Below are 20,571 nucleotides of genomic sequence, written 5' to 3'. Positions count from 1 at the left end.
GTTGGAAAAGCAGGATAAAAAGCTTCATGAGTCACCCGATTCCATTTTATGGAATAAGTTTCTTATGGGTGATGATGAAGCTTATGCCCAAGTATATAAACAACATTTTCAAAAGTTGTTTATATACGGGGTATTTTATTCATCAGATAGGGATGTCGTAAAAGACTGTATTCAGGATGTATTTGTCAAAATATACAATAAGCGCAGAGGGTTAAGTTCAACCGATAACATTTTTTTATATCTAGCTGTAGCGGTAAAAAATAGTATTATAAATGCCGTAAAGAAACACAATCGTAAGGTTCAATACCTGGAAGCTGTTGATGAGCAATCATGGGAAGATGAAAAAACACCTGAATCTTTATATATAGACAGAGAGACCCAAACCCAGAATCATCTTACTCTTGATTTACTTTTATCTCAACTTACAGATCGGCAGCGTGGAATTATTTCTAGTAGGTTTATCAAGGGGATGAGTATAAGTGAGATTAGCGAAGAGCAAGGTGTTAATTATCAATCGGTATCCAATATTATTCAGCGCTCTTTAATAAAAATCAAAGCTTTAATAAAAAAATAACCAAATAGGCGAGTATAAAAGTTACTGTTAACTGTTCTAATATAAAACAGCAAAATAATAGTAATGAAAGACCACATCGAAGCAAGTAAAAAATATCTTTTATATACCTACGAACAATTCCTAAAGGATGATTTTTTTATTTCTTCCATTTTAAATCCAACTCCTGAAACTGAAGAATTCTGGGATAAATTTGAGCATTCTTGCGAGAATTTACAGGAGTACCTTGCCGCCAAAAATCACTGCTTACGCTTTGCTGCACAACAAATTCCTCTTACCGATCAGGAAGAGGAGGAACTATGGGACGGTATTGTAGCGCAGAACACTCATACCCGAAAGAAACACAAGTTATATTATGTCTCAATGGCAGTAGCAGCATGTATAGGTGTTATACTGATTTCTACTCTCGCCATAAAGAGCTTAATGAATATAGATAGGTCAACAGATATTACCACATTCGCTGCAGCGCACAAGGCGGATACAAATGGTAGTGATCAAACGCAGCTTATTCTTTCGAAGAATAAAACTATTCTTTTAAATGAACAGGATGCCGAGGTTATTTACGATTCTGCTAATATTCAAACGAACGAGGAACGGCTTTCAAAAAGCCAATATGCCGGATATAATCAATTGATTGTTCCATATGGTAAGCGATCTTCACTTACATTCTCCGATGGTACCAAAGTATGGGTGAATTCTGGAAGTAGATTGATATATCCTGCTGAATTTGCGAAGGATAAGCGAGAGGTGTATGTGGATGGCGAAATATACATTGAAGTCTTTAAAGATAAAAAAAGGCCTTTTTTTGTAAAGACAAAAAACATGGACGTAAGGGTTTTAGGAACCAAGTTTAACGTGATGTCTTATGATTCGGATGATCAGCAGTCTGTAGTGCTATTATCTGGAAGTGTGCAGGTAGAAACGGCGAAGACACCTAAAACTTTATTGGTTCCCAATCAAATGTTCCAAGCTAAAGGACAGTTAGAAACTGTTAGTCAAGTTAATGTTGAGGACTATGTATCCTGGACAAAGGGTCTATATCAATTTAACAGTGAGGAGTTAGGTTCAATCTTTAAAAGGTTGTCTAGATTTTACGGTGTTAAAATTATCTGTGATTCAGAAACTGCTCAATTAAAGTGTTCCGGAAAATTAGATCTGAAGGATAACCTTGAAACTATATTGAAAGACTTTTCATTTTTGGCTCCGGTAAGCGCAGTTAAAGAAAATGGAGATTTTAGAATAGAAAGAAGAAAAAATTAATTACCCAAAATTACACCCGGGATTTTAAACTCAAAGACGTTTGAGGTATAATAAACAATTAGTGTAACCAAATAAACCAAATTAAATGTATGATAAAATCAATGATATGGATTTAGGAAAAGTCCATTGGTGGGGATTTAGGACGATACGGTTAATGATATCTCTTATCCTTTTTGGAGTTAGTAGCTCTTTTGCAACGGTTGGCTATTCTCAAAGTACGCCGATCACTTTATCCGTGTACAATCGAAACCTTAAAGATGTTTTTAAAGAAATAGAAGGTAAGAGTAAGTATATATTTTTCTATGTTGATAATGTTGTTGATTTGAACAAAAAAATAACGTTGGATATCAAAAATAAAGGCATTGATGATCTTCTAACTGAGTTATTTAAAAGTACAGATTATACTTATCGGATATCAGACCGCCAGATCTTTGTTTCTAGAAAGGTACCTGCAGCAACGCATCCTTTACAAAAGGAAGAAAAGAAAATTACCGGACGTGTGGTTAACTCAAAAGGAGAACCTATGCAGGGTGTAAGTGTTGCTTTGGTTGGAACGAACAAGGTCGTTAAATCGGATATTGATGGACGTTATGAAATTTCTATAGATCAGAAGAAAACAATTCTTCGATTCTCTTTTGTCGGCTATGCGATGGTGGAGCTCAGCATTGGCAGCAAGAACACCTATAATGTTACACTGCAAGAGGATAAAAATGAGCTTAATGAATTGGTTGTTGTTGGGTTTGGTGAACAAAGGAAGATTAGTAATATTGGCGCACAATCGACCTTGAAGCGTCAGGATATTAAATCTCCTTCTGGCAGCCTATCAACTGTTTTAGCTGGGCGACTATCTGGAGTGATCGCGGTGCAACGTACTGGCGAACCAGGCAAAGATGGAGCGGATATATGGATAAGAGGTATTGCTACACCAAACTCTTCTAGTCCTTTGGTATTGGTAGACGGTGTTGAACGTGGATTTAATGACATTGATCCCGAGGATGTGGAGTCTTTAACCACACTAAAAGATGCTTCGGCTACAGCAGTTTATGGTGTTCGGGGTGCCAATGGGGTTATCCTTATCAAAACAAAACCAGGGAAAATCGGAAAGCCGGTTATAAGTGCAGACTATTATCAATCCATCAGCCGGTTTACTCAAAAGGTTGATCTTATTGATGGGGTTGAGTATATGAAGACAGCAAATGAAGCCCTGGCAAATAATGGTTATAACCCTAAGTATGCTAACGCCTACATTGAGAGTACTCAAAATAAACTTGATCCTTATTTATATCCTAATGTGAATTGGTTGGACGAAATATTTAACGAATATGGTCGTAACAAACGGATGAATGTAAATGTGAGTGGAGGTAGTCCGAGTGCAACATATTATGCATCTGTCAGCTATTATAATGAAGCGGGCATGACTAAAACAGATAAAAGGAGTGAATTTAATTCAAAAATAAGCTATAACCGATACAATTTTACAACCAATTTAAGTCTTAAAGCTACACCAACTACAACCGTAGATGTTGGTGCACAAGGGTATCTAGGAGAGGGTAATTATCCCGCTATATCTTCATCTGATATTTACAATTCGGCTATGGATATTTCTCCAGTTGATTATCCGAAAATGTTTTACGTTAATGGAGCGTCATTTGTTCCTGGGATTAATCCAAATGGAGGCTATCGTAACCCCTATGCCGACGCTACTAGAAGGGGATATAACAATAATGTTAGAAATCAGATTTACTCCAACCTTCGTGTTACTCAGGATTTAAGTATGGTAACTGAAGGTTTGAAGGCTTCAGCTATGTTTGCATACGATGTTTATAATGAGGTAAATTTAATACAAAGTAAAAGAGAGTCTACCTTTTATTTCGCAGATCGATCTGTGCCTTACGGATTAGATAAGCAGCCTATTTTAGTGCAGACTTATAGCGGTTCTAATGTATTGGGTTTTGAACAAAGAAGTGAACAAGGGATTAACAATAAAAAAACATATTTAGAGGCTTCTCTTACTTACGATAGGACATTTGGTAAGCATCGTGTGAGTGGTTTAACCTTGTTTAATTCACAACAAAAGTTACTTTATCCAACAACAACTTTGGAGGCTTCTATTCCTTACCGGATGATGGGCGTTGCAGGAAGAGCTACTTACTCTTATGATGATCGCTATTTTGCAGAGTTCAATATCGGTTATAACGGTGCCGAAAACTTTTCACCAGCTCGTCGTTATGGGGTGTTCCCGGCATTTGGTATCGGTTGGGTAGTTTCCAATGAATCATTTTTCAAACCCTTATCTTCTGTTATTTCATTCCTTAAATTTAGGTATACGGATGGAAAGATCGGTAACAGTAACGTGTCTGACAGACGTTTTATGTACCTGGATCAAATCGTAGAAAACGGTGACTTTGGTTATAAATTAGGCAGTAATACAGGTAGTAGGATTAATGGCTACGAAGTTAGAAATAACGCAGTAAACGTTGGTTGGGAAGAATCCAGAAAGCAGGATTTAGGTATGGACCTGAAACTCTTTGACAATAGTTTGTCCATTGTATTCGATTTATTTAAGGAACACCGTACAAATATTTTATTAAAACGGGAAAGTTCTATTCCAGGCTTTTTAGGATATATGGCCGCTCCCTACGGAAACATAGGTGTGGTTGACAATAAAGGGTTTGATGGAACAATTGAATATAGTAAGTCACTTGGCAAAGACTGGTCTTTATCAGTTCGCGGAAATATCACTTACAATGATGATAAATGGACAAAAAGTGAGATTCCAGATCAACGCTATCCCTGGATGAATTTAAATGGTCATAACATTCTGGCACAAAAGGGATATGTAGCAGTGGGATTATTTACCAAGGATGACATATCCGACATCAAAAGATGGGAGTCTATGACTCCTGTAGATAGAGCGATTACGCCTCGTCCCTTTGCTAAGCAATGGGGGGTGATGCAACCTGGAGATATTAAATATCAAGATTTGAATGGCGATGGTGTGATTGACTCTTATGATCAAACTTATGTTGGTCGCGGAGATGTCCCTCAGATTATTTATGGATTTGGATTCAATGTAGGTTATAAAGCACTTTCTATTGGACTTCTTTTTCAAGGATCAGAAAATGCAGATAGAATGGTGTCTGGAAATAGTATTCAACCTTTCCGCGGTACCGGAGGTGGAGGAAATCTTTATACCAATATTAAAGACAGGTGGATGGAAAGTAACCCCCGTCAGGATGTCTTTTATCCCCGGTTAGCTTATGGTGATGATCAGGATGGTAATACCAATAACTTTCAGCCCAGCGACTGGTGGATTCATGATATGAGTTTCGTTCGTCTGAAGACTTTACAAATCTCCTATAACTTACCTAAAAAATGGATTAACGCAATTAATATTAAGAATGCTGCGGTCTATATGATGGGGAATAATTTGTTTACAATCAGTGAATTTAAACTGTGGGATCCTGAGTTAAATACCAATAACGGCAGTAAATATCCAAATACCACTACCTATTCGTTGGGTATTAATTTCACCTTCTAATTTAATAACATGAAAAGAATAATAATATTATTAGGGATTGTGTCTTTACTATTTACGGTTTCCTGTAAGAAGTATTTTGACCAGGTGCCGCAAGACCGCCTTTCATTAGCCGAAATATTCAATACCCGAGATGGCGTTCAAAAACACCTTGCAGGTGTATACACCTATATTCCAGATGAGTTTAACCAGCGGCAGCTTCAGGAACAAGCGATTTTTCGTACGCCAGGGCCATGGACCGCTGCGGGCGATGAGACGGAGTATCCAAGTGGAAATAAAGCGCAACTGATCAATAACAATACACTTACTGCTACAGAGGATACGTTTGTTAAAAACCGCTGGAAAAGCTGGTATATTGGCATACGGGAAGCTACTGTTTTTATGGACAATGTGTATAAGTGTCCAACCTCCCAACTGTCCGTAGAAAACCAAAATCAATGGAGAGCGGAGGCAAGAGCATTGCGCGCCATCTACTATTTTTACCTGGTTCGTGCTTATGGTCCGGTACCACTTATTAAGGGTAATTTTACTCAGGATACACCTTCGGCAGAATTACAATTGCCCAGAAATACCGTAGATGAATGTTTTAATTTTATCGTTTCTGAATTAAAAGCCGCCCAGCAAGAGGGCTTGTTAGTACATGTTTCGCAAGACCGCAGTGGCGGAGCAGGAAGGATTGATCAGAGTATAGCTCAGGCATTTATTATTGAAGCGTTGACATTCCGTGCAAGTTGGTTGTTTAATGGTAGTAATGCCTATTATTCAAATATGGCAAATCCGGATGGCACGAAATTGTTTCCACAAAATGCGTCTCAGGCTACGGCTAAATGGCTGGATGTGATTAATGAGTCAAAGCAATTCCTGAACACTTATGTGCCAACTTATTATAAGCTGGAAAGGGTACTGACAAATGGGGTTCTTGATCCTTATAAATCGTATCGTACGGCCACGAGGGGTAGTTATAGTGAAATGACTGGCTATACAGAGATGATTTTTTATAGAATCGACAATTCTGCCGCAACTATGCAATATGACCGAACACCTAACCATAAGGGTGCTGGTGGAGATTATCGTGGCGGAGGTTTCCTGGGCGCTACACAAGAACAGGTAGATGCTTATTTTATGGACAATGGATTGCCTCCTGTTTTGGGTTATCAAGCTGATGGAAAGAGTCCAATTATTAATGGCGCGTCTGGTTATGTGGAGAGTGGAACCATTGCAACAGATTATAAAGGCAGCGGTACTGACCAGTTATATGCACCAGCGGGTTCTTCAAACATGTACTATAAACGGGAGCCACGTTTTTATGCCGATGTTACTTTTAACAATCAGAAGTGGCTTTATAACAAAGATGGGAACATTTATACCTCAATGGAATACAGTGGCAATGCCGGAAAGCTAAACGGAGTTAATGATTATTCTAAAACCGGATATGTAGTTCGTAAATGTGCTCCAGAAGGTCCTTGGGGAACAGGGGATAGGGTTTGTATTCTTCTTCGCTTGCCTCAGGTTTATTTTAACTATGTAGAGGCGCTATGTCAGTACGATCCTACAAATCCGGATATCTGGAAATATGTAAACGAAATTCGAGAAAGAGCAGGTATACCTCAATATGGAAGTGGTTCGGGCAGAATTCCTGCACCTACAGGTAAGGAGAATATTATGAAAGCTATTATGGCTGAAAAAAGGGTAGAGATGTCTTTTGAAAATACCAGATATTTCGATTTGAGGCGTTGGGGAATGGCTAATGAATATCTGAATAAACCTATTTATGGGATGAATGTGGAAGCTGACGGGAATGCTTTTTATAACAGAACAAAAGTTGCCAACCGCACATTCGCGCCAAGACAATATTTCTTCCCTATTCCTCAGAAGGAAATAGATGTTGATAAAAATCTGGTTCAAAACAATGGCTATTAATCAAATTCAATCTTTAGGAAATGTATAAACAAAACCATGAAATGAACGGTCTAAATAAAAAAAAATATATCATGATTAATTTGATTTTCGCGCTAAGTATGCTTAGCAGCTCGTTGTTATTTACCAATTGCAACGCAGACCATAAGGATGAAATATTTGTACCTGAATATACTTTGGTAACTCCTTACACCAACGCAGATACCTGGGTGGCTTATAATGCATTTAATGAATCACTGTTAGATAAGAACCGCAAAATTTATTTCCGCGATACTAACCGACAAGCTAGTGATGCGAATGCAGTAGGCGCGATATGGACGCAGGCAATTTTCTGGGATATGGCGATGAATGCCTACAAAAGAGATAAGGATGGTAAATACCTGCAATTGGTTAATGATCTCTTTGAGGGAAACAAAAACTATTATGACAATTACAATTGGAATAATGGTCAGGTTTGGTTTATCTACGATGATATCATGTGGTGGGTAATCTCACATGCCCGTGCCTATGAATTGTTTAAAGACCCAAAATATCTTGAACTGGCAGAATCTGGTTTTAAGAGAGTTTGGAGCGGTTCTCCTCAGCTAGGTGACCCGGGATCATACGATCCGGTAGAGGGGGGCATGTTTTGGGCATGGGAAAACAATAATCCATCAAAGCTGAAAGCTGGTAAAATGGCATGCATTAATTATCCTACCATTATTGCTGCGATGACATTATATAATGCTACAGGCAAAGCAGAGTATTTAAGTAAGGCAAAGGAGATTTACGAGTGGTCTTACAAAAATCTGTTTGACAATAAAAGAGGGTTGGTTGCAGATTCCAGACACGGTAAAGCAAACGATTGGACATCACAAGTTTATAATCAGGCAACTTGTATTGGCGCTGCCACCATGTTGTATAAGTCTACTGGTGAACAACGATATCTTGATGCGGCAAAGTTGACGGCAGATTATACCATGAATACGATGTCGGCCCCATTGATGATCATGCCTTATAAAAACGGAATTGAACAGGGAATTTATACGGCAATCTTTGCTCAATATATTGTTCGTTTAATTGAAGATGGAAATCAGAAGCAATATTTACCATGGCTCCAGAGAACCATCAATTATGGTTGGAAGAACAGAGATAAATCAAGAAATCTTATGGGAAAAAACTATACTCAGCAATATACTGCGAATGATGTGATTGAATGTTACGATGCGTCGGGAATTACCGCACTAATGCTGGTTATTCCGGCAGAAAAATAATTCATGTTTAAATTCTGAACCAAATAAAATTATATAATGAGTAAATCAAGAAACTTATCCATACTTAGGGTTGTGTGCTATACCTTACTTATTGCATTTACATTTAATTTGCTATCCTGCTCTGATAAGAATGAAATAGCTGAACCAGCTCCTGATCCTATTGTTGGAAAACTTGACCTTTTGATTAGCCAAATGACTGAATTGATGAACAATTCAAGTTATGGTTTTGCTAAAGACAAGTATCCTCAGGAGAGTAAAGAAATATTGATTGCGGCCATTAGTGGTGCACAAAGAGATATTTTGTTAATTAAATACGGGGTGCCGAAGCTATCTTCAGAAGAGAAAGATCGCTTTCTTAAAAAAGCAACGTCTGCAATTGCCAGTTTCGAAGCTAGTAAACGCGGCGAGAACGCTGAAACTCCAGCTGCATATTTATTCGTGGATGGTAATCATGGCGGTTACCTGGATTTTGATTATAGTCCGGACTATAGTACTTTCGGAGCAACCGGTAACCAGGCATTCACTATTGAGTTTTGGGTAAAAATTACCACTTATGGTAAAGAAGACAATAGTATTCTGCTTTCCACTTTTGTAGATATGGATAATGATCCAAAATACCGTACAGGATGGATGATGTATTCGCGCAATAGAGACATTTTACGCCTTACAACGGGCGTTAAAAACACAGATAACAACGATTTGTACAGGTTATGGGAACCTAACTTTGCCTACAGTGGTGTTGCAGAATGGATACATTTTGCTGTGGTATATAACGATAAAGGCTTAGATGGAAATCCTGGTCTGCGGGCAAAACTCTATAAAAATGGAGTGGTTACCGAGCGTCTTAATGTTTCCGAATTAAATTATAAGTACAATTCGGAAAAGGCAGCACAGTTACAGATTCCTATGACAGCGTTTTCCCGGTTTACTAAGGAAAAGAAGCTCATAGAAGGCTTTGCAGGTTATATGCGAAAAATCCGTATCTGGAAAACGGATAAAAACGATGCTTATATAAAAGCTTCAAAAGATGGAACTGAGACCATAAGTGCCAGTGATCCTAATTTAGTTTGCGGTTGGGACCTGCAGCATACAGCGCTTGATGACTCAAAAATTGCTGACATAACGGGAAGACACTTTGCGAAAATTATTGGTACATACAAGTGGGAAAATCGATAATAGTCGGGATCATCATTAAAAACCAATGATCTTAAAATATAATTGAACATTCAATAATTGAAAATGATTATGAAATTAATAAATAATAGAGCGGGAACGATCGGTGTAAAACGGTTATTTTTATGGCTATGTATCTTGTTCGTTTTTGCTGCTTGTAAAGATGAAAATAAAGACACTAATCCTGCTTATGTTTCTCAGGTGCAGGTAACTAAAAATGCACTGAATTATTTAAGTGAAAATTCTACCTATGGCGATGTTGCTGGTACTTATCCAGCGTCTAGCAAAATTATAGTGGATAAAGCTATTGCTGAAATAGATGAACTTCTTGCTAAAATAAAGAATGGAAGTATACCTGATGAGGGTACGGTAAAGGCAGCAATAGAAAGGGCGCATGTGGCTATAGACCAATTCAAAGATTCCAGGCGGATCAACCTGAATCCTGCAGCAACCGCTTTATTAGAAAAAGTAGAACTTAAATCTAAGTCCATTAAGGATATGAGAGATAATACTACCTATGGAAATTATGAGGGTAATTATCCGCCTTTGAGCAAAGAAATACTTCAGAAAGCAGTCGAAAAGTTAGATCAATTGATTGAAAGGATTAAAGGTGGGACCATGCTAACTGTCGGCAATGAAGAAATAAATGCAGCTTTAAATGATGCTGAAATAGAAATAACGAAATTTAAAGCTTCTGTTCGGATTGTAGATAATATAAGTTATGAATTGCTGGTCAACGGAAATAGCGGTGGTTATATTGACTTTGGATACAGTGATGATTATATCAAGTTTGGAGCGCAGGGCAATCAGGCGTTTACCATTGAATTGTGGGTGAAGATTAAAGATTATTGCAATCTGGCAGGTGAAGACAATAGTACTTTCCTTTCCACTTATACTACGGAAAATAGTTTTTTCTCGGGTTGGCGCGTTCAATCACGAAACAAGAATATTGTTAGAGGGTCTGTAGGCATAGTAGATGTTAATAATCAGAACAGAATGTTGTGGGAGCCTGCATTTAGCTATTCTAATAAGGACGAATGGATGCATTTTGTATTTATCTATAGCGATAAAGGACTGGATGGCGACGCTGATAACAGATCGAAGATTTATAAAAACGGAAATCAAACCGGTGATATCATCAGAATTGGAGAAAAAGAACGCCAGTATAATGCGGCATCTGCTATTTCTAAAAAAATGAAAATGACAGCATTTACCCGTCTGGATGCTAATGGTAATAGACTGGAATATTTTAATGGATCTATCAAATACATGCGGATTTGGAAAATAGCCAAAACTCCGGGAGAAATAAAATTATCCTATAACAGACAAAATACTATTGATCCTCAGGATCCTGATTTAGTTGGAGCCTGGGATTTCAGAACAAAACCGGCAGGGCAAAGTGATGAAATTAAGGATATTACGGGTAAGCATACGGCCAAACTTATTGGAAATTATAGTTGGGTAGAGTCAGTAGAATAAATAGATAAAAAAGAGAGGTCATATCATTCATCCAAAATGATATGACCTCTTTTTATGAGAGCCGATCGTTTAGCTTTGATGGCACTAAACACAGTGTTACTTCTTCCCGTGTTTCCTGAATGCCTGAACAAATTGATAAATTCCAAATGCAATAAATATTCTGCTTGCTCCTTCAATTATTCTGGCTGTTGAGGCAGCAGTTACCGATAACCCTTTGGCTATTTCGTCTGTGCGGTGAACAGGGTTAAGAAAATCGAAGTAATAACTTAGGCATTTCCAAAAATAGTCTCTGTCTTTACTCGAAATAAGGTGGCCGGGACGTATTCCAAGCAGGTGTAAGTATAGCAAGTAAGTTGCAATAGAAAGTAGTAGTATGCAAAACAGCGCCAATTCCCAACTTTGTCCATGATTATTTGAGTATTTATTAAAGCTGAGATTTAACTTTTCCCAAAAATTCTTTTTCCATGTGATGCTCTCATAAAATGAATTCATTTCACTTGAATAAAAGCGGTTTGCCTCCAGATAATCTCCCTTGGATTCTGAAATTTTTTTTAATTGAGCGTAAGCTAATCTTTGTTGATTATTGTCTTGAGCTATTCTGATAGGAAATGCTGTATTGTTAAAAGAAGCATCTGTAATTTTAGAATTATCAAGGTTTAGTAGCGCGCCTTTAATTGTGCAACTGATGAAAGCTGTTTTACCAAGATCACTGTTTTGAATTAATAGTTCTCCGTCCAGGCGTAAATCAAAAAAGCTAACTTGACCATAATTTATAAAACTTTTAAACCTTAGTGAATTCGAAGTAACATTCTGAAAGCGTAGGACAGCATCTTTATTCATAAATGCGGGTGAAAAAATGATTGAATCAATAATTGCATCGTCAAACAATGCAGTTATCTTACCGAGTTGAGCAAACGATAGTTGTTCTATATGTAATCTATCATAATCAATAGTAGTTGTAGTAACTATTTTGGAAATATTTTCTGAAGCGAAGCTAAGTAAGCTAAACGAACCGTATGTAAAGTATATTGTTTCAACTTGGGAAACGCTCTCTATGGATAAGTCAAGATATTTGCCGTGTTCAAAATATAACCCGGATGACTTAATACCAGCTAAACGCAGTATTTCATATACACCATTTTTAAAAAATAATCCTCCGCTAAAACCACTTGTTCCAAAATAAATATACTTGTAAGCGCCGTTGTCGAATGTAAGCGTTTTAAAATTCACATCTTGAACATGTATTTTATTATATGATCCTTTTTCGAAATTAAAATATCCGTTAAATACACAGTTATCGATAAAACTGACTCCACCACATTCTTCTACTCCCAGCTCGATGCTGCTTTTTTCATGTTGTTTTACATCTCGAAAAATTAAATTTTTATATATACCATTGCGGATCTGTAAAGAACTAATAAACTCACATTTCAAAAATTCTATGTGAAAGTCACACTTCAGATCTTCTTCGAAGATCATGGGTTGTTCGATAACGCAATTTTGAATGGATATCATATTACCCTCCCTGCGACGACTATACCATAAACCGAAGAAACTATCGGCTTTTAATTTGCCTGTGATTAGATCATTAAATAGACCAGAGGTTAATTTTATCATATAATTAAATTTGAGACCGAGTGTGCCTAAATTTAACTAACTCCTAATCAATTACCTATAAATGAAAAATATATTATTCTCCACCGCCGAAATCTGTTGTTTGTATGGAGTATTAAAGAATAGAACTAAATTAATTAGCTTTATTAACTAAAAATATTAGTATTTTATTTGGAATTGATACCTTAATTGATCTAGATTTGTGGAACCTAAGTTTAAAAAGGGCAAAGGATTTGGTTATGCAAAGATTAGGATATACAGCTGATGGGTATCTCAGGCAACTGGAGTACCGGGATACAGTTAAATTATTACAGGAAAAGTTGGTGTTGTTTTTAAGGCTCAATGAGAAGCTACGCAACAATATTGCTGACAAGCACCGTTTTGTGAACAATACCGCGGAGGCAATTGAGTTCAATTTGATGCAATTTTCTGAAGCTTATCGCGAGAAGTTTATTTTGCCCGATATGGAGGGATACTGTCTGAGGTTTATAGAATTGATCAATCCGGTGTTGATAGGCTTTGTTAAAGAGATTGGTTTTGATGCACAAGGATTCAGTTTGAGGTTCAGGTTATGGTAGCCAGGTGATTGAAAAGAGTAAAACTATATTGATTGTTGTTCAAAATAAAGGATTGGAAGACAGATGATTGAGTTAGATTATTTCCCGGATGGAGCTGATGGCGTAGTTTATCAGGTACTGCAGTTTCGTGCTGGTGAACCATGGCGGATTTTTTATGCAGGAGAGCTGATCTGGTGTATGGAAAAGCTGGATGGTTTGTGGTATGTGAAAGGGAAGCTGAGCATTCCCCAGGAGCTGATTGAGGGTATTGGTGGATTGATTGATCAGCAGCATTTTAACCGTTTTCCGATGGAGATCAAAATACATTGGGAGGCTTATCTGCAGGAAGTGATTGCGCAGGGGGATCGTCAGTATTTGCTGGTTTGTAAAACTGGGATTGATTTCGAGCGGTTTGAAAGGTTGTTCAGAGCTTATATCATGAATCTGGTGAGGGATCCCTGGGAGATTTGTTTTCGGGTGTATGATGCGGAGATGTCTGAGGATTTTGAGGTGGTGGTAAAAGGATCGGAGTTGGTTTATTGATGGAGGTGGGGTTTTATGGATGTCCAATCAACCCCCTCATCTTATAGTTGTGATAAAAATTGAATCAATAGGTTTGCATATCCATTAAACTTTGTAAAAGGCAGCGTTTCATAACGGTCAAAAATATCATGATAAGCTGCAATTCCACCTAAGGTGTAAATAAAGAAACAAGGTACGCCCTTTTCGTAAAAAGGAAAATGATCACTTCTATTCATTGGCCCTCTTACTAATACCTTTGGCAAATAACTCTTCTCGGCATTAATCCGCTGAAGTAATTCAAATTCCTTTTTAAATTCGGTACCATTAACGACCTGAATTCCATCGTCACCTGTTCCGGCCATATCCAGATTCAATAGGAACTTAATTTTACTTAAATCATTTAGAGGATTGTTGACATAAAATTTTGAACCCAGCAGGCCACTTTCCTCGCCAGAAAAAGCCAAAAAGATCATGTTGTATTTGGGCTTATTTTTTCCATAATAATTCGCCAGATAAAGCATCATTGCGGTACCACTTGCATTATCATTAGCGCCATTAAATATCACCTTTTTACCAATTGATCCAATATGGTCATAATGAGCTGTAACCACTATGGTGGAATCGGAATTGCTCGTTCCTTTTAAAAATCCGCATATATTTTGGCTCTGATAAGCGGGCTGAAACTTAGCTGTAATATCTAAGGTGATATGATGAGGCTGCTTTAATAAATCATAAACGCTTTCCTGAATATATATTACCGGTATCTTATTTTGTAGCGTAGCCCCCCTCCAGGTAAATTTCTGTTTTGTTTTAACTAAAATAGCAGCATAATTTCCTTCAGTCATTAGAAATGCTAAACTTTTTCTGTACCCATCGGCAGTAATTTTTTTAATGTGATTTGCTTCGTCAATAAAAATAATCTTGTTTTTGAATTGAGCATCAGTTTGCATTTTTTTCAAATCAGCTAAATCTGCCGAAGGTAATTCCGCAGGAACAATGTCAAAAGTTCCCTTAATAGATGGGCTTGTAGCATCAATCAACACGTCTTTCCCCATTTTTAAAGGATTATTATCCATACTAATCTTAGCTGTTTTAGGGAAAATATTAGCTGCTAAATCGAACTTTTGTTCAAAGGAGTTTCCCAGAGGCTGTAAGCCGGACTTCTTCATTTCCTGAGTTACGAACGACGCAGCTTTTTTGTCGCCATTAAAAACATAGCCTCTTCCTGCAAACTTATCAGAAGCTAATACCTTGACAACACTTTTGCCATATTCTACCTGGCTAAATAATTTACCAGAAACAATTAGAAATAACGATACCAGTACGAGTTTAATTTTCATTTTATTCTATTTAAAAATTGGAAGGATAATATTGGATGCATGATTTTGATTGAAATAAATTGTATGTTCATGGGTTTCAAAATCACTTTCATTTGCTTCATAAATATTCAGAAATTTTTGTGGGTTACGATCTACCAGCGGAAACCAGGAGCTTTGGATTTGCACCATAATCTTGTGTCCCTTTTTAAAAACATGCGCAGCATCTTGCATATCAAAACTGACATTCGCAATTTGATTTGGCACTAAAGGTTCAGCTTTTGAGAAACTATTCCTGTATTTGGCGCGCATAACCTCTCCTCTGATTAAACATTGGCAATCAGATAATTTACTCTCTTTATCATAAGGATAAACGTCTATCAATTTAACCACGAAATCAGCATCCGTTCCTGTAGAGCTTACAAAAAGATTAGCTTGAATATTACCCATAATCTTTACATCCGCTGTAAGTACTTCTGTTTCAAAGACCAATACATCAGGTCTACGAGAAGCAAAAATCTGATCTTCAAACATATATTGAAAACCACGCATTAATGTTTTCTCAGCTGTATATGGAACTGGTTTTTGAGGATCACCTATATATTTAGCATAGCCATTATTGATTTCAATAGGTTTTTGGAAACTTAATTTTTGATTGGCACTAAGATATAACGGCGTCATTTTACTTTCTTCAGGAGGCCATTGATTAAAAGAATTCCATTCATTAGCACCAGTAACAAATATAGAAACTGGATCAATTGCCGGGATTTTATTGTCCTTCAGATGTTTTTTGAAAAATTTGAGTTCGATTTCGCCTCTGTAAAAACGAGATGTATTGGCGTTAAAATCCAGGTTCCCCAATGCATTTCCTTCTCCGCGAGTCCAGGATCCATGATACCAGGGGCCCATCACCAAAGAAACTTGGTGACCAGGCGCTTTAGCTAAAGCGGCGTAGGTTTTTAAAGGACCATACAAATCTTCTTGATCAAACCAACCGCCTACAACAAGAACATGGGGCTTTACTTTGTTTAAATATCTAGTATAACTTCTGTCTTTCCAATAATCATTGTAATCAGGGTTATTCATCATTTCATTCCAGAGGACACTTTTACCCAATAAATATTTTTGATTGAAATTTTTAAGCGGACCAGACTTTAAATAAAAATCGTATCCATCAGTTGTATGGTAAGCAGCATACCCACCTGGATGCCTGGTTCCTATGGAGTCTCTTATTTTTCCAAAGGAAGAGAGGAAGGAAAAGCTACCCATTAACATAAAAGCACCATTATGATGTCTATCGTCCCCTAAAAACCAATCTGTAACAGGTGCTTGAGGGGATACAGCCTTTAAGTTCGGATGGGAGTCAATTAAGGACATTGATGCATAAAAGCCCGGCGAAGAAACACCCCAAATACCCACCTTTTTGTTTGATTTGATATGCTTAACTAACCAATCAATCGTATCATAGGTATCAGAACTTTCATCGGTTTCCTGTTTTTTCTTATGCTGTATATACGGCCTGTTGGCAATAAAATCACCTTCTGACTTATACTTACCACGAACGTCCTGGTACACAAAAACAAAACCTTCCTTAGCAAATTCAATATTTGGTCCGAGGCTATTTCCGAAATTATCCTGACCATAAGGGGCTACACTATATGGTGTGCGAATCATCATAATAGGATAATCTTGCAGTTTATCATTCGGTTCGTAGATGATGGTAAACAATTTAACACCATCTCGCATGGTTATATGCACCTCGCGTTTTGTATAGTTTTTTTGAGTAGAAAAGACGATTTCAGGAACTTGTCCATACAGACTCGTGAAGGCGCATAAAAAAAAACAAATGGTTAGTAATCTCATATCGCGATTTATAAAGCCGAATACCGACTAATATCAACAAAAAAAATCGACAGCGGGCTAATACCTTCCGAAAAAATTTTGTCAAAATAACTATATTTCATTAATTTACAGTCACTTAAATTCCACTAATCAAGACTTTAAGACGCCATTAATTAACGCAGTGGATTTAAAGAAAATCACAATTAACCAATTAAATCAACAATTAACCAATTAAAAACATGATGAAATCTAAATTATGGAGTTGTTGCTCAGTATTGCTCTGTGTTCTCCTCGTGAACGTAAACGTAAAAAGTTATGCGCAAGGCAATCTCAAAATCCGAGGTACTGTTGTAGATGCAAAAACAGGAACTCCGCTAGGGGGAGTTTCTATTCTTGATGCCAGTACCAAAAATTCAACATCCACATCTTCAAATGGCTCATTTGAGATTGGGTCAAAAACAAATTCAAAATTAACTTTTAAATACATTGGTTATGAAAGTACAACCGTCAGCATTTCTAATCAAACATCGCTTAGTATAGCGATGAAGGAAGAGGAATCCAAATTAGATGAAGTGGTGGTAGTGGCATTCGGAACTATGAAAAAGAAAGACTTTACAGGCGCTGTCTCTTCCATTGGGCCCGAGACTATAGAAAAAAGTCAGGTCTCTACAATTTCCAGGGCATTTGAAGGAACAGTTCCAGGGCTTCAGTTTTCTACAAATTCAGGACAACCTGGTGCCGATGCAACCTTAAGAATCCGTGGATTGGGCTCACTAAACGCCAGCAGCAACCCCTTAGTTGTAGTCGATGGATCACCTAGCAATGTGAGTTTAAATTCATTAAATCCAGCGGATATTGAGTCAATTGTTGTATCGAAAGATGCAGCGGCGAATGCACTTTATGGTTCTCGAGCCGCGAATGGATTAATAATAATAACAACAAAGAAGGGGAAAAAAGGAGCTACTTCTATTTCTGCTGATATGCGTCTTGGTATAACCAGCATTGGTCAGAGTGATTTTGATAAAGTAACCGATCCCGCTACCTATTATGAATATACCTGGCAAGGAATTTACAATTACGTCAAGTATTCTCCAGATCGTAACGCAAGTTTTAAAACCATGAGCGATGCAGACTTAAAAAAATATGCTGCAGACAACTTATTCAAAGCCAATGGAAACGCATTGTCAGCAAGAAATGGTCTTGGAAATTACATGTCCTATAAAATACCCGATGGTACAACGCTAATCGACCCAACTACTGGTAAAATTCGCCCGGATGCGCAATTGTTGTACAATGATGACTGGCAGGATTATTTCTTCAAAACCCCTACAAGACAAGAATATAACCTATCCATAAGCGGAGGTTCTGAGAAAAATGACTTTTTCATTTCCTTAGGCTATCTGGATGATCCAGCTTATGTAATGGCTTCAAATTTTGATCGCTATAACGCACGTATTAATGTAAATTCACAGATTAACAATTGGTTAAAAGGCGGAGCTTCTTTGTTCTACTCACGTACGAATTCTGATGTTCCAGGCTATACTGGTGGTACGGTTAATACCAACCTGTTTACCTGGTTAAACTACTTTAGTCCAATCAATTCCTTGTTTGCCCATGACGAACAGGGTAAAATTAAATACGATCAATTTGGTAAAACCTTATTTGATTTAGGTACCGGTGAAACCTATTCGCCTTATGGTTCTACAGCCAGATTAGCCTTTAATGGTTATTCTCCTGGAATTTATTTTCAAAAGGACTATACCAATCAAAAAAAAGATGTCCTTTCAGGAAGAACATATTTGGAAGCTACTTTCTTAAAAGATTTCAAGTTTAAGGTTGATCTGGCATTAGACAACTCTTATCTCTTTAATAAAAGTTATGGCAATAACGAAAGTGGAACAGCTGCGCGTGATTTTCAGGGAACTATTGCAGGCTATTGGGCACGCGGTTCTCAGGTAAATACAACACAACTGTTGACCTGGAATAAACAATTTGCAAAACACCATGTCGATGCCTTATTAGGTCATGAATTCAGGTGGGCACGTTCAGACGATCAATCAGGCCAGAAATATATGATGCTGGCCTATGACAAACCTACCTTTAACAACGCAGTTGGCATTAGCTATCTTAATGGAACTGAAAGCTCATCAACCATAGAAGGTTATTTAAGCCGATTCAATTATAACTATGATGAGAAATATTACCTCTCAGCAAGTGTGCGTGTTGATGGATCTTCCTTTTTTAGAGACAACCAATGGGGAACTTTCTGGTCCGTGGGTGGTGCATATCGTCTTTCACAAGAAAAGTTCCTGAAAAAAATTGGCTGGATCAATGATTTAAAAATCCGTGGTAGTCTGGGCGTTCAAGGTAATAACGCAGTAGGAGCAAACAATTGGATTGATACATGGACACTCAGCAATGCCGGTACCTTGGTCACACCAGTTGCTTCGCTTGCGCAGGCAACCTGGGGTAACTTAGATCTTAGCTGGGAAACGAACAATACTTATGATATCGGACTTGACTTTAGTTTCTTTAACCGTTTATCTGGCAGTTTTGATTATTTTAACAGAGATACAAAGAATTTATTGTTCGGTAAACCATTGCCCGCTTCAACAGGACGTTCCTCCAGATTGGAAAATTCAGGAGAGCTGAACAATAAAGGGTTTGAGATTGATCTGAACTATGTTATCCTTCGTAATGATAACTTAAGGTGGTCGTTTGGCGCAAATGCATCGTACTATAAAACGACCTTAGTTTCGATGCCAACGGGAGTTGGTAGTAAAGACCTGGGCGGCGCATTTGTTCAGGGAAACTTCCTGAGAGGACCGGGTAAAGATTACTACAACTTATATCTGTACAAATATGCTGGTGTTGATCAGAATACGGGCTTAGGAATGATCTATAAAACCTTGAAAGAAACGGATGATTTCACTAAATATCCGAATAATAAAGTTGGTGATATCGTAACCACTACAGGCATCGATGGTACCCGTTACGAATTAGGTACATCAAATCCTGATTTAGTTGGTGGTTTCAATACCAGTATCAACTATAAAAATTTTGATTTCTCTATCTATGCAAGTTATCAGTTAGGGGGTAAAACCGTTTCCTTATCCTATCAGGGACTGACAGGAAATTCAATTGGAAGGGGTATACACACAGATCTATTGGATGCATGGACTCCTGAAAATAAAGATTCCAATATCCCTATGCGCATGCTGGGCGGCACCAACTATGGCAGTGTACCGCTGGGTGGTGGTGCCGGCCAATATTCTGATTTTGCCCTATTTGATGCCAGTTATCTGAATCTAAAATCGATGACTTTAGGATATAGTTTCTCACAAAGTTTATTATCGAAATACAAAATTCAAAAACTAAGATGCTACCTGGCTGCAGAGAATTTATTCTTTATCTCCGCTAAAAAAGGTGTCGACCCAAGGACTGCATTTGATGATGGCTCCAGTGTAGGTGCATTCGGATATCCACAATCAAGAGTTGTTTCATTTGCCATTAACTTAACTTTATAAAT

13 protein-coding genes are annotated in these 20,571 nt (G+C 37.5%); 10 read left to right on the top strand and 3 right to left on the bottom strand.

What is annotated here, in order from left to right:
* The first annotated feature begins 1 nt into the window (after position 1).
* From EZ444_RS11005 to EZ444_RS10975, 7 genes are all read left to right on the top strand, one after another.
* Complete coding sequence (locus EZ444_RS11005; RefSeq protein ID WP_205945254.1) at positions 2-574, top strand: RNA polymerase sigma factor; 573 nt, start codon at positions 2-4, stop codon at positions 572-574.
* 63 nt (positions 575-637) lie between these two features.
* Complete coding sequence (locus tag EZ444_RS11000) at positions 638-1,831, top strand: FecR family protein (RefSeq protein WP_131608800.1); 1,194 nt, start codon at positions 638-640, stop codon at positions 1,829-1,831.
* An 85-nt stretch (positions 1,832-1,916) separates the two neighbouring features.
* The gene (locus EZ444_RS10995; protein WP_205945253.1) at positions 1,917-5,372 is read left to right on the top strand and encodes a TonB-dependent receptor; all 3,456 of its coding nucleotides are present in this window, start codon (positions 1,917-1,919) and stop codon (positions 5,370-5,372) included.
* Positions 5,373-5,381: 9 nt separating this feature from the next.
* Entirely contained in the window at positions 5,382-7,289 is a 1,908-nt protein-coding gene (locus EZ444_RS10990) for a RagB/SusD family nutrient uptake outer membrane protein (protein WP_131608799.1), read from the top strand.
* Positions 7,290-7,360: 71 nt separating this feature from the next.
* Positions 7,361-8,539 carry a glycoside hydrolase family 76 protein gene (locus tag EZ444_RS10985; protein ID WP_131608798.1) on the top strand — a complete coding sequence of 393 codons (1,179 nt, stop codon included), beginning with the start codon at positions 7,361-7,363 and terminating at the stop codon, positions 8,537-8,539.
* Between the two features lie 36 nt (positions 8,540-8,575).
* Positions 8,576-9,715 carry a DUF4972 domain-containing protein gene (locus tag EZ444_RS10980; protein ID WP_131608797.1) on the top strand — a complete coding sequence of 380 codons (1,140 nt, stop codon included), beginning with the start codon at positions 8,576-8,578 and terminating at the stop codon, positions 9,713-9,715.
* A 69-nt stretch (positions 9,716-9,784) separates the two neighbouring features.
* Positions 9,785-11,191, top strand: coding sequence for a DUF4972 domain-containing protein (locus tag EZ444_RS10975; protein WP_165503590.1), 1,407 nt, complete (start codon positions 9,785-9,787; stop codon positions 11,189-11,191).
* 96 nt (positions 11,192-11,287) lie between these two features.
* Here the strand turns inward: EZ444_RS10975 and EZ444_RS10970 are convergent, their stop codons facing one another.
* Positions 11,288-12,808: an aldo-keto reductase family protein gene (locus EZ444_RS10970; protein WP_131608795.1), complete on the bottom strand. Its 1,521-nt coding sequence runs from the start codon at positions 12,806-12,808 to the stop codon at positions 11,288-11,290.
* A gap of 236 nt (positions 12,809-13,044) precedes the next feature.
* On the opposite strand from EZ444_RS10970, the gene EZ444_RS10965 reads away from it, so the two are divergent.
* Both EZ444_RS10965 and EZ444_RS10960 read left to right on the top strand, forming a co-directional pair.
* Positions 13,045-13,383 (top strand): hypothetical protein, encoded by a 339-nt coding sequence (locus tag EZ444_RS10965; protein WP_131608794.1) that lies wholly within the window; start codon positions 13,045-13,047, stop codon positions 13,381-13,383.
* 63 nt (positions 13,384-13,446) lie between these two features.
* Complete coding sequence (locus EZ444_RS10960) at positions 13,447-13,905, top strand: hypothetical protein (protein WP_131608793.1); 459 nt, start codon at positions 13,447-13,449, stop codon at positions 13,903-13,905.
* A 41-nt stretch (positions 13,906-13,946) separates the two neighbouring features.
* On the opposite strand, the gene EZ444_RS10955 is transcribed toward EZ444_RS10960, so the two are convergent.
* Together EZ444_RS10955 and EZ444_RS10950 are read right to left on the bottom strand one after the other, a co-directional pair.
* Entirely contained in the window at positions 13,947-15,224 is a 1,278-nt protein-coding gene (locus EZ444_RS10955) for a M28 family metallopeptidase (RefSeq protein ID WP_131608792.1), read from the bottom strand.
* Positions 15,225-15,230: 6 nt separating this feature from the next.
* On the bottom strand, positions 15,231-17,063 hold the full coding sequence (locus EZ444_RS10950) for a CocE/NonD family hydrolase (RefSeq protein ID WP_131608791.1): 1,833 nt from the start codon (positions 17,061-17,063) through the stop codon (positions 15,231-15,233).
* Between the two features lie 218 nt (positions 17,064-17,281).
* Between EZ444_RS10950 and EZ444_RS10945 the strand changes: the two genes are divergently transcribed.
* The gene (locus tag EZ444_RS10945) at positions 17,282-20,569 is read left to right on the top strand and encodes a SusC/RagA family TonB-linked outer membrane protein (protein WP_131608790.1); all 3,288 of its coding nucleotides are present in this window, start codon (positions 17,282-17,284) and stop codon (positions 20,567-20,569) included.
* Positions 20,570-20,571: the final 2 nt, after the last annotated feature.

It is taken from the genome of Pedobacter hiemivivus (assembly GCF_004331685.1).
Classification (GTDB): Bacteria; Bacteroidota; Bacteroidia; order Sphingobacteriales; family Sphingobacteriaceae; genus Pedobacter; species Pedobacter hiemivivus.
This window is presented reverse-complemented; position numbering and strand designations above follow the sequence as displayed.

Bases quoted from the DNA above. Each gene is read 5' to 3' on its own strand.
- EZ444_RS11000 (WP_131608800.1), top strand. From the start codon at position 638: ATGAAAGACCACATCGAAGCAAGTAAAAAATATCTTTTATATACCTAC.
- EZ444_RS10995 (WP_205945253.1), top strand. From the start codon at position 1,917: ATGTATGATAAAATCAATGATATGGATTTAGGAAAAGTCCATTGGTGG.
- EZ444_RS10990 (WP_131608799.1), top strand. From the start codon at position 5,382: ATGAAAAGAATAATAATATTATTAGGGATTGTGTCTTTACTATTTACG.
- EZ444_RS10985 (WP_131608798.1), top strand. From the start codon at position 7,361: ATGATTAATTTGATTTTCGCGCTAAGTATGCTTAGCAGCTCGTTGTTA.
- EZ444_RS10980 (WP_131608797.1), top strand. From the start codon at position 8,576: ATGAGTAAATCAAGAAACTTATCCATACTTAGGGTTGTGTGCTATACC.
- EZ444_RS10975 (WP_165503590.1), top strand. From the start codon at position 9,785: ATGAAATTAATAAATAATAGAGCGGGAACGATCGGTGTAAAACGGTTA.
- EZ444_RS10970 (WP_131608795.1), bottom strand. From the start codon at position 12,808: ATGATAAAATTAACCTCTGGTCTATTTAATGATCTAATCACAGGCAAA.
- EZ444_RS10965 (WP_131608794.1), top strand. From the start codon at position 13,045: ATGCAAAGATTAGGATATACAGCTGATGGGTATCTCAGGCAACTGGAG.
- EZ444_RS10960 (WP_131608793.1), top strand. From the start codon at position 13,447: ATGATTGAGTTAGATTATTTCCCGGATGGAGCTGATGGCGTAGTTTAT.
- EZ444_RS10955 (WP_131608792.1), bottom strand. From the start codon at position 15,224: ATGAAAATTAAACTCGTACTGGTATCGTTATTTCTAATTGTTTCTGGT.
- EZ444_RS10950 (WP_131608791.1), bottom strand. From the start codon at position 17,063: ATGAGATTACTAACCATTTGTTTTTTTTTATGCGCCTTCACGAGTCTG.
- EZ444_RS10945 (WP_131608790.1), top strand. From the start codon at position 17,282: ATGATGAAATCTAAATTATGGAGTTGTTGCTCAGTATTGCTCTGTGTT.